Genomic DNA, 11,143 nt, shown 5'->3' with positions numbered 1-11,143 from the left:
TTGGGGATCCATCTTGGTGCCTTGATCCATCTTCATGTTGGGATCCATCTTGGTGCCTTGATCCATCTTCATGATTTGCTTCATTTTTGACGTAGTGTTTAATGTAGAGGGCATCTGTTGTTTTTTATAAGAAGAACTTGGTAAATCCCTATTCTGGGTTTGTGAAGTCATTCTCATTTGTTTCATTGTCTGGGATGATCTGCCATTATTCATTATCATCGAGGTTTCATTATTCATGGCCCCGCCATTCATAGACTTCATCATGTTGGCCATCATCTCTCTTGTGACAGGAAGTGGCTCAGGGAAAGGAGTTACTTGCTGATAGTTGACGATTTGATTAGAGGAAGTCACTAAGGCTCCATAAGCTTTGCCCAACGTGTCAATCGACTCGGCATAAATAATGTAAGGCTTGTTTTTTTGAATCTTCACCAGGATATCATAGGTTTCACCCGGTGCAATCCAAAAATCCTCAATGGGATAAGGGGCCACATCATTTCCCTGAATGTGCACCATGTCTACTTTGGCATCAGGAATTTTGACACGATAGACGGTGCTTGCTCCTGCGCCAATGAAGCGTAGCCGCACGGTATCCCCTGCCTTCACAGGAGCAGTCCAAGGATGAGATTTAGGGTGACCATTTAATAAATACGCATCATAAGCCACGTCACTTAAATCATAGATATTCATACGCGTTTGTTGCATTATTTTATAATCAGCAATTAATTTTTTACGCTCTTCAGTAGAGGCTTTACGATAATCATGAAGAAACTTCATAAGTGAGGGTTGTAGGGGAAATCGAGGACCGTAATAATCGCCGTCTTTTTTTAAATTCGCAAGCACTTGTTCTGCTGGCGTGTTGCTCCAATCGGATAACACCACCACATACTCTTTGGTGTAATGATATTTTGTAGGTTTGGGTGGGTCAATAATAAAAGTACCATACAAACCTTCTTGTTCTTGAACCTTGGCATGGGCGTGGTACCAATAGGTTCCTCTTTGATAAAGCTTAAAGCGATAATGGAACACGCCTCCCGGGGGAATAGGTTTTTGACTCACCTCGTCTACCCCATCCATTTGCCAAGGGACTAAAAGACCATGCCAATGAATGGAGGTTCCCTCATCCAAATGGTTATACACGTTGATAGTAACATCATCCCCTTCTTTAAAATGTAATGTCGGTGCAGGAATTTGTCCATTGACGGCAATGGCCCGCCTGGGTTTGCCTGCAAAATTCACCGTTTTATAAGCAACGACCAAATTCACTGTATGCTTTGCTCCGCCTGTCATGGTTAGAGGCGTCACTGTTTTAACAGGTTGCTTTTTAGCAATAGGTTGTTCGGTTTTGTATTTCGCAGGTTTAGGCTGAAACTTTGTTGTCTTGGGAGAAGTCAGCGTTTGTTTTGAAGCACTATGCTGCTCATGCTGGGCAAACAAAGCAGAGGAACTGAACAATAAAAAGAAAAAAATAAAGAAATAGTTCCTGATTGAACAAAGCAATTCCTTTTGTAACATGTTTCCATCCTTATAAAATCGTATTAATCCGGCGATACTGTTTTTTCGGCTTTGACTAGCAGAACATCATACCCATAGCGATAAACTAATTACCCTCCATATCAAGCCGTAGTGAGTAACAGCACTTGGACAAGGAACAACACCATTAAAGAAAGTAAGAGTGGGTTTTTGAGCATTAATCTAACACCAAACCGTCCAGAAAGCCATAAGTCAAATGGCTCTCGCGGTGTGCGCCGGCATGGCGCGATTGTAGGCGGTGAAAGTCTGTTGTGGGCAGTTTTTAAATCCCAATTGTTTTCAATGGCAAGTTGGGTCATTTGCGTAAGAATAAGTTGGCTTGGGCGTTGTTATTGCCTGAAACGCTAGCAACATTAGAGTCAATAAGATTATCCGGCCTGAGATGAATTGCTTTTTCCACACTGGGTTTGCTTCCTCAGTAGATATTATTCTTTTAAACTAATGTTTGTTATTATTACCATTTCCAATTTTCTATCTCGTCTGGGTCAACACCGTATTTTTTAATATAGACTCGGTGCTCTAATAACAAATTATCATATTTCTTGTTTAATCGTTCACTTTCTTTTTGCAAAATAATTCCTTGTTCTACCATTAGCGTGAATACTTGCTTTGCCAGATGCCACCGGCTTGTTTGATTTCTTATATGCATATCAAAAGGAGTTGTTGTCGATCCATTTTCAATATAACCATGAATAAAAAATCTACTTGTATCACCCATAATAAATAACAACTCTTTAAGTACTGAAGGGTATCCATGAAAATTAAAAATGACCGGCTTATCTTTAGTAAAATACTGATTAAAATTTTCTCTAGAAAACGAGCAATCAGAGTTTCCAAATCCTAAAGCAGAAAGCTCAAGAATATTAACAAAACGAATGTTAATTGCTGGCATGTCTTTTTTAACTAAACTAATCGCCGCAAGTGCTTCTTTAGTTAAATAGTCTCCTGCTGCCGCAATAACTATGTCTGGATTAGGATCACTTGCAAAATCCCAAATCATAAGACCTTGCTCAAGCTCTTTTCTTGCTAACTCTGGTGTAAGCCAGCGTGGTTCTAATGTTTTACCAGCAACAATTACATTCACCTCGTTACGAGAAGTTAGGCAGTGTTCCAGTACTACAAGCATCGAGGTTGCGTCAGGTGGGAAAAATGCATGTGTAAAGCAGCCATGTTTTTGAAGAAGATTAGAAATAAAGCCAGGATTTTGATGCGAAAAACCATTATGCTCTTGTCGCCAGCCTGAAGACGTCAAAATATAGTTTAGAGAGGGGATGTCCCCGCGCCAAGGAGTTTCCCGTGCAATTTGTAAAAACTTCATATATTGATCGGTCATGCTCGAGACAATTTGAATAAATGCTTCATAAGACGCAAAAATAGCATGCCGTCCTGTCAGTACATAACCTTGCATAAGACCTTGCAGAGAATGTTCACTTAACATTTCAATAACTCTTCCGTCCCAACTAACGTCTTTATCCCATGTTTTTTTTCTTGTATATTGGCACGTGTAGTTGTTTCGAAGACCTTATCTAGTTTATTAGAGTAGGTCTCATCAGGAGAAAAAAGTCGAAAATTTCGATTGGATGCATTTAATTTACAGAGTTCATTTAAATATATCCCGGTGCACTTCATGCTGCTTGATCCTATAGTTCCAGGAGTGGTTGCATCTTCAGCAATTTGTTCTATACAAGGAAGTTTTAGATTTTTTATTAATGGTTCGCCTCCAAAGGCATGTCTGTTATCACCCATGCGTAAATTATCATCAGGAATAAGGGAACAAATGCTTTTATTAAACCCGTTTTCCTTATTAAAAAGAGTTTCAAATTGGTAAGACTTAAGCCATCTCTCCAGAGTGCTTAGCTCCAAATGGTCGGTTTTTGCATTAGTGGCAACAACCTGGTGCGATAGATAATTGCCTTCAATCTTTTGGCCATGTAAAGTTTTAATCCCAGTCCATCCTTTTAGGGTTTTTAATATAATCATTGGAAATCGTATTGTCTTTAGGTTGTCGTTTCGAGTGGACTCTTGGATGGTTTTAATTATTTGATGACATTGCTCGAGTGTTTCAATCATTTTCTCATGAATGTTTGGACCTTGAACAATAAACGGTTGATAACCATATCCATAAAAAAGTGCTTTCAATTCTTTATTGCTCATTCTTCCAAAAATTGTTGGGCCTGAGATTTTGTATCCATTTAAATGAAGAATAGGAAGAACTGACCCATTAGTTGCTGGATCTATAAATTTATTAAGATGCCAAGCGGTTGCTGTTGGCCCTGTTTCAGCTTCACCATCCCCGATAATACAAGCAACGATAAGGTCAGGATTATCAAGTGCCGATCCATAGGCTGTAGAAAGTGAATAACCCAATTCGCCTCCTTCCAAAATAACACCGGGCGTTCCTGGATTACTATGACTAGGAAAACCATACGGCCAGCAGAAATTTTTAGCAAGGTAGGCTATTCCTTCTTCGGTATGAGTGGCTTCTGGGTAATATTTTTTTAGAGTGCCTTCTATAAAAAGGTTGGCTTGCAGTGCTGCAAAACCATGCCCTGGACCAAGGACAAACAGGATGGATGATTGGTGTTTTTTAATGAGATAGTTAAGATGAGCATAGACAAAATTAATGCCAGGACAAGTACCCCAGTGACCCAATAAGCGTGGCTTGATATCAGCAAAAGTTAGTTTTTGTTCGAGCAAGAAATTATTAATTAAGTAAATTTGAGCCGCTGATAGATAATTCGCTGCTTGGACATATTGTTTTATTGATTCAATTGTCTGATTCACTCTAGTACCTCATGTATTAAACAGGGTATTGATTGACTTAATAATAATATCTTTCATGTCAATTCCATTTGAAGGATGTTTAATGGTATTACAGGTTATGATCTTTTCCGCACCTGCATTTAATAATTCCTCATAGGCATTTCCAGAAAATAGGGCGTGTACACCAATACAAATAGGAGCCTTCATTTTTAATGATTTTAAATGGGTGACTGTTTCAATCATCGTGGCTGCTGTTGAAATAATATCGTCTACTAAGATAGGTGTGAGATCTCGGTATAACTCAATATTTGGCATAGAGGTTTCAACAAGATTGTCGCCTTTCCTTACTTTCTCTAGAATTAAAAATGGTGCATCTATTTTCAAAGCGATTTCCGAAACCCATTGTGAACTTTCAGCATCTGGACCAATCAGAATAGGATTAGGGACATTCATTTTTATCCAGTTAGAAATACTTTCAGTTGCATGTAGTGCTTTTGCAGGAATTGAGTAGATGTCACTTAATGAATGCCATCGATGAAGATGCGGATCAATGGTTATCAAACCATCAAAATAGTCTGAAATGAGTCTCGCAAAATATTTGGAGGTAATGCTCTCTCCGGAATGAAACTGTTTATCTTGGCGCATATAGGGAAGATAAGGCGCGATTAGCCCTATTTTTTTGGAACCAAGTCCTTTTGCTGTTTCTGCAGCAAATAAGAGAGGGAGTATCTTACTATTGGGATTTTCTAAGTGAGCAATGAATAGTACTTCTTTGTCTTTTACTAAAGAATCAATTCTTATCACTGTTTCTTCATCAGGAAATTGATGTAGTGTTATTTCTCCAATGTCGTATCCCAAAACTTGATGAATCGCATTAGCAAAATGGTTGCTTCCAAAAAGAGAGAATAAAATGGGTTGTTGCTTCATATTCCTTCCTCAATATGGATGATAGGATGTCCTTGTTGATGAAAATTTAAAGCATAATCAAGCTCGCCTTGTGTCTCTGCATGAACGATAAATAAAGGCTGACCTTTATCTACATCGGTGTTTAAAGGCGTTAGCAACTCGACACCCGCTGATTTTGATTTCGGTGCACCTGCAAGTTTTGCAAGCCTGGCTAATAGTCGATTATCAATACTCGTAACCCTACCTTTTATCATAGAAACAATGGTCTTGGTGTAGCGAGCAGATGGAATTTCAAAAAGACCACCTTGTGCATAACAAATCGCTTTAAATTTTTTTAATGCTTGGCCGTTATTCAGCAGTGATTCTGCAATTTCTTTTCCACTACCTTTCGATACATTAGGGGAAAACTCCAATATATGCCCTGCCAAGGTTAATGCTCTATCCCTTAAATCTTGTGGCGCAGCTTTATCACAAGAAAGCACAGACCATACATCTCTTGCTTCAAGAGCAGGTCCTATACCACGACCAACCGGTTGAGTTCCATCAGTAAAAACAACAGCAAGTTGTATTGAAAATTCTTTGGCAATATTCTCCAGGTATACTTTTAATAATTCAGCCTGCTCATTAGATCTGACTTTTGCAGTGGGGCCAATGGGTATATCGATGACAATATGCGTTGAACCAGCCGCGATTTTTTTTGAAAGAATCGATGCCACCATTTGCCCCTCACTATCTAAATCCATAGAGCGTTCTATGCGAATTAATAAATCATCCGCCGGACTTAAGGACACGGTTCCTCCCCAGGTAATGCACCCATTTTCTTGCTCCACTACTTTTTGCATAGTTTTGAGGTCTAAATCAACTGGTGCAAAGACCTCCATCGTGTCTGCTGTTCCTGCAGGGGATGTAATGGCCCTGGATGAAGTTTTAGGCATCATTAAACCAAACGCCGTAACAATAGGAACAACAATTAGCGTTGTACGATTACCAGGTAATCCACCAACACAATGTTTATCAACAATTAACTGAGATGGCCAGTGCAAGCGCTCCCCTGTTTGCACCATAGCCTGAGTTAAATCAAGAGTTTCTTTTTTATTTAATCTATTCCCGGCTGTACCTGATAGGAACATAGTCAGATGAATATCAGACAGTTGTCCTTTTACAACATCATCAATAATTTGGTTGATTTCTATGGTTTTTAATTCATTTCCATAGAGCTTAGAACGAATGAAACTTAATGAATCAAGTGGCCTAGGATGTGAAATCGAGACTTCATCTCCAACCTTTGCCGCTAGAAGATCCCAAGCATAGCGTGAGAGACCTGCTGTACAGTCTTCAAGTAAATTGGAAGCAATTTCAATCGTATTGATTACTGCGATTATTGACCGGTTATTTAGCGTAACTTGAACGCGTGTTTCAGCAACGAACCCTTCCGATCGGCAAATGTGGCAGTCTTCACGCATATAGATTACAGCTTCTTTAGAGGTGTTTATCCCTAAATATTTTAGCTGTAATGTGGCAGGACTTTTTTTCACGTCAACGTCTCTGTTTGTTCATATTGAGGGACGATACAAGTCCAACCAAACTGTTGTTCTATTTTAGTTTTTAATGAATTTGCCGCTTCTGGCTCCCCATGAGTGATGAATACCTTTTTGGGCGGTTTGCGAAAATGGCTTAGCCAATGCAAGATTTCTTCATAATCAGCATGTGCAGACAGATTACTTAGAGATTCAACCTGTGCACGTATAGGGACCATTTGTCCGTGTATTTTAACTTCTTCTTCGCCTTTAACCATACGCGCACCCCGAGTACCACCCGCTTGATAGCCAGCAAAAAGGATAGTATTTTTGGGATCAGGAGCATAGGTTTTTAAGTGAAACAAAATGCGACCCCCAGTAGCCATCCCGCTGGCTGAGATAATAATTTTAGGAAAAGAATTATTATCCAAACTTTTTGATTCTTCCGGTGTTCTGGTATAGGTCGCAGTATTGCATAAGTCCATACATTCTTGTTCTGATAGACGATGATCTTCTTTATGTTTGCACATGATATGTGAAGCGTTAATAGCCATCGGACTATCTAAGTAAACAGGAATATCTGGAATGGAATTCTCTTTTTTTAGTAAGGAAATATAATAAAGTAGGAGTTGTGCTCGTGCCACGGCAAAGGCAGGAATGATTACCGAGCCGCCCCGTTTTACCGTTTTATTAATGATTTCTTTTAAAAGAACCTTTGGATCTTCTTTATCATGAAGGCGATTCCCATAAGTCGATTCAATAACAAGATAATCAACTTCTTCAATAATGCTCGGATCTTGCATTACAGAATCATGTGTCCTTCCCATATCACCGGTAAATAATATAGAGTTATTAGGAAAATTAAAGCGAATAAACGCTGATCCAATAATATGACCCGCGCGAGTGAATTGAACACTGACATCATCAAACAATTGGAACACAGTATCAAAGGGTTTAGGCTTGAATTGTTTTAAAGCTATTTCCGCATCGTTGACAGTATATAATGGGAGGGCTGTCTTATGCTTGGAGTAGCCATATTTATTGGCAGTTCTTGCTTCTTCTTCTTGAAGATGACCACTATCAGTTAAAAGAATAGAACATAAATCTTTTGTTCCGGAAGTGCAGTAAATATCACCATGAAATCCATTTTTAACAAGCAAGGGTATATACCCTGAATGATCAATATGAGCATGCGTTAAAAAAACAGCATCAATTGTTTTGGGATCAACGGGGAGTGGGCTCCAGTTTCGCAATCTAAGTTCTTTGTAGCCTTGAAAAAGACCACAATCGACCAGTATTTTCTTGTCTTCAAACGATAAGAGGTATTTTGAACCAGTGACAGTACCAGTACCACCTAAAAATGATAGTTTCATGAGAGCATCCTTTGTTTAATTCATTTGGTACATCCAGTTTACTTTCCCTAAATTACATCATTACCAATAACCGCTTCCGCACTTAACATAATAATCTGAATTTCTTCAGTAATTTCTTCTTGACGGAGTAAATTGAGATATCCTTTTAAAGTATTTTGTTTACTGTCTAATCTGTCTAACGAATTATTCAAGTGAAAAAGTCTTTGATGATTTTCCGCAAAAAACGATTTATAAAAAATTGAATGAAACATCGCAAATAAGTAATTATCAACAAATTCAGCTAAAAAGAGATCATGAGATAAATGTAACAAAGGTGGAACTGAAAAATGAGTAGCATTATTTGAGTAAAGTTCTTTAAATGGTTGTAATGTTTTTGTTTGAATTTGATTTTGTTCTTCTTCATTGAAGATAATATCCCACTGCCAGGATTGCAAATCTATATGCTTTTGTGAGGAAATTTCCTCTAAAGATCGTAGTATTTTTAAGATCACTGCTGGAATTTCTTCAATGGCATTAGGCCCATCTAGTGTTGCTATAACATGAGAATCATTGGCCATTTTTAATGCTAATTTACGCCCTACAACAATTAATGCCGGATTAAAATCAGTGAATTGCTCTTTAAGATTTTCTAACTGGCTAATCACGGAATCATTAAATCCACCACAAAATCCTCTTTCCGATCCAATAATAATATAAATAACCGGAGTAGTATCTTGTTTCGCCATTGGAAGAATAGGGTAGAAACTTAAAAAATCATTACTCACTTCTTGGATGGTTTTAATTACTTTTTCCTGCATTAATAGAAATTTGGTGATTTTATTCATTTCAATAGAACAAAGATTTTTCATAGCAGTCATGATGTTACCAATTTCTTCCAAAGTATGAAGATGATCTTTTAGTTGGCTTCGCTTTGTCATGATACTCTTCCGAAGGTTCAATGAGATACATTACATGTGCAGGTATAAAATCAAGTATAGCATTATAAATCTAACCAGCCTTTTACAGCATTTTTCCATTCCTCTCGTTGATTTGCCAATGTCAAAGTGCTCTTTTGTATCTCTTGTGCAATTTTTGAGAGAACAAGTGGAATATCTTCGAAATTTAATTGCTCAAATAAACCATCATTATAGGCAATAAGCCATGCTTGTTGGAATTCAATAGGAAGAGGGGAAAGTCTGTCTTGTTTCAATATTTCTCTTAAAATGCGTCCATTTAGAATCTGTTTTTGCATTTTAGGATCAAGCTTGGCACCAAAACGTGTAAAAATCTCCAGCTCAAGAAACTGCATATAATCAAGTTTCATTCTACCTGCTTCTTTTTTAATTTGTGGGTTCTGGGCTTTACCCCCAACTCGAGAAACTGATTTTGTTATATCAATCGCCGGAAGAAATCCTGAAGAAAATAATTTTTCATCAAAAAATATTTGCCCATCTGTTATCGATATAAGATTCGTAGGAATATAAGTAGCAATTTCGCCTTCTTTCGTTTCAATAATAGGAAGGGCTGTCATACTGCCTCCTCCCATTTCATGAGATAGGCAAGTGGAGCGTTCTAATAAACGTGAATGAAGATAAAAGATATCGGCAGGAAAAGCCTCGCGTCCAGGGGGTCTACGCAGTAAAAGGGAAAGTTCACGATAACTATTCGCATGCGCACTTAAATCGTCATATACAACCAATGTATCAAACCCATTCTTCATCCAATATTCTGCAATGGCGCATCCCGCAAACGGAGCAAGGTAAAGTAATCCCGGTAATGCAGTGGCTTGTGCAACAACAATAGTGGTGTATTCCAAAGCATTCGCTTCTTTTAATAATTGAATGGTACTACTGACCGTAGACCGTTTTTGCCCAATTAACACGTAGACACATCGGACATTTTTGTCTTTTTGATTGATAATAATGTCAATTACCAGGGAGCTTTTTCCAAGCCCGTTATCACCTATAATTAACTCCCGTTGTCCCTTGCCAATAGGAATTAAATTATCGATAATTTTGTTCCCCGTATAAAAAGGGCGATTAACAAAATCGCGATTGACTATAGGTGGTGATAAAAGATCTAATAATCCTTGCTCATCACATTGAGGCGGTTCTCCTTCATCTAATGGATGTCCTAGCGGATCAATCACTCTTCCCAGAAGGTTATCGCCTACAGGAATACTTAATGATCGCTTAAGATGATAAATGGGCGTACCTGACTTTAATTTTTTTGTTTGCATTAACATTATTGCGCCAACTAGGGATTCTGTGAGGTGAAAAACCATTGCAATACAGCATCCATCTATTGTAATAAGAATTTCATCAATAGCTGCTGTAGGGAGCCCCTTGATCCAGATAATACCATCGCCTACTGAGACAACCTGTCCTTGTTCTGATAACCTAACTTGAAAATCATAATTCTCAATTCGTTGCCGTTGCACGTCTAGAAAAGAGTCGCTATTAGGCAAGTCCATTATTTATCTCCGTAAAGAATTTTAATTCATCGCGAAGGTTAGCTTGTAATATTATTGACCCGATCTGAATAGTCAAACCGGCAAAAAGATCAGGGTTTTCAGAAAAATCAACGTTGAGTTTCTTAGGCACTAATTTTTTAATCACTTGTAATAGATGTTGTTGTTGCTGCTTGTTGATTGGATAGGCGCTTTGGACAACCACTTGGTTTTGTTCAGCAAGATCAGCGATAAACTGCTTTTTTTCTGCTGAGAAATCGTTTAGGTCTTCGATCATTTTTTCAATGATCTTCTTTTCAAGATGCTCATCAGTAAAACTCATTAAAAATTTTGCTGAAAATGTTCCTGCCAATAAAAAGGCTTCTTTTGCATTTTTTTCACTAATTTCAGCAGACTTTTGCTTTTCTCGTGAAAAAAAGGTTTTCTTTTCACTCTTGAATTTTTTTTCAAAAGTGATAATTTCTTCTGATTTCCATTGTTCTAATGTTTGCTCAAAATCTTTTTTCAATTTATCTTTTTCTTCTTGCCACTCAGCAAGACGATTTTCATATTTTTTTTGTAGCTCACTTGCCTCGCTGTTCAATTTTTCAGCATTATCTAATTTA

The 11,143-nt window shown here is 37.9% G+C and carries 8 protein-coding genes and 1 pseudogene; all 9 read right to left on the bottom strand.

Annotated elements, in window-relative coordinates; genetic code table 11:
* A partial coding sequence (locus tag LDG_RS09925; RefSeq protein WP_233491469.1) for a multicopper oxidase domain-containing protein occupies positions 1 to 1,512 on the bottom strand: 1,512 nt, incomplete at its 3' end.
* A 472-nt stretch (positions 1,513 to 1,984) separates the two neighbouring features.
* Entirely contained in the window at positions 1,985 to 2,656 is a 672-nt protein-coding gene (locus tag LDG_RS19875; protein WP_233491475.1) for a phosphoketolase family protein, read from the bottom strand.
* A 27-nt stretch (positions 2,657 to 2,683) separates the two neighbouring features.
* Positions 2,684 to 4,314, bottom strand: a pseudogene (locus tag LDG_RS19870) (phosphoketolase family protein); the annotation flags it as partial.
* 9 nt (positions 4,315 to 4,323) lie between these two features.
* Positions 4,324 to 5,220, bottom strand: a complete 897-nt coding sequence (locus LDG_RS09915) for a ribose-phosphate pyrophosphokinase (RefSeq protein WP_006871189.1) — start codon at positions 5,218 to 5,220, stop codon at positions 4,324 to 4,326.
* Positions 5,217 to 6,734 (bottom strand): thymidine phosphorylase family protein, encoded by a 1,518-nt coding sequence (locus tag LDG_RS09910; protein ID WP_006871188.1) that lies wholly within the window; start codon positions 6,732 to 6,734, stop codon positions 5,217 to 5,219. Before LDG_RS09910 ends, LDG_RS09915 begins: the two co-directional genes overlap by 4 nt.
* The gene (locus LDG_RS09905; RefSeq protein ID WP_006871187.1) at positions 6,731 to 8,089 is read right to left on the bottom strand and encodes an MBL fold metallo-hydrolase RNA specificity domain-containing protein; all 1,359 of its coding nucleotides are present in this window, start codon (positions 8,087 to 8,089) and stop codon (positions 6,731 to 6,733) included. The genes LDG_RS09910 and LDG_RS09905 overlap by 4 nt, the downstream gene beginning before the upstream one ends.
* Before the next feature lie 47 nt (positions 8,090 to 8,136).
* Positions 8,137 to 9,006, bottom strand: a complete 870-nt coding sequence (locus tag LDG_RS09900) for a F0F1 ATP synthase subunit gamma (RefSeq protein WP_040535299.1) — start codon at positions 9,004 to 9,006, stop codon at positions 8,137 to 8,139.
* A 62-nt stretch (positions 9,007 to 9,068) separates the two neighbouring features.
* On the bottom strand, positions 9,069 to 10,541 hold the full coding sequence (locus tag LDG_RS09895) for a F0F1 ATP synthase subunit alpha (protein WP_006871185.1): 1,473 nt from the start codon (positions 10,539 to 10,541) through the stop codon (positions 9,069 to 9,071).
* The coding region (locus LDG_RS09890) for a F0F1 ATP synthase subunit delta (RefSeq protein WP_148263549.1) at positions 10,528 to 11,143 on the bottom strand (616 nt) is incomplete at its 5' end. The genes LDG_RS09895 and LDG_RS09890, both read right to left, overlap by 14 nt.

The organism is Legionella drancourtii LLAP12, from assembly GCF_000162755.2.
Lineage (GTDB): Bacteria > Pseudomonadota > Gammaproteobacteria > Legionellales > Legionellaceae > Legionella > Legionella drancourtii.
This window is presented reverse-complemented; position numbering and strand designations above follow the sequence as displayed.

Coding starts and splice junctions, on each gene's coding strand:
- LDG_RS09900 (WP_040535299.1), bottom strand. CDS start 9,006: ATGACAAAGCGAAGCCAACTAAAAGATCATCTTCATACTTTGGAAGAA.
- LDG_RS09895 (WP_006871185.1), bottom strand. CDS start 10,541: ATGGACTTGCCTAATAGCGACTCTTTTCTAGACGTGCAACGGCAACGA.
- LDG_RS09915 (WP_006871189.1), bottom strand. CDS start 5,220: ATGAAGCAACAACCCATTTTATTCTCTCTTTTTGGAAGCAACCATTTT.
- LDG_RS09905 (WP_006871187.1), bottom strand. CDS start 8,089: ATGAAACTATCATTTTTAGGTGGTACTGGTACTGTCACTGGTTCAAAA.
- LDG_RS19875 (WP_233491475.1), bottom strand. CDS start 2,656: ATGCTTGTAGTACTGGAACACTGCCTAACTTCTCGTAACGAGGTGAAT.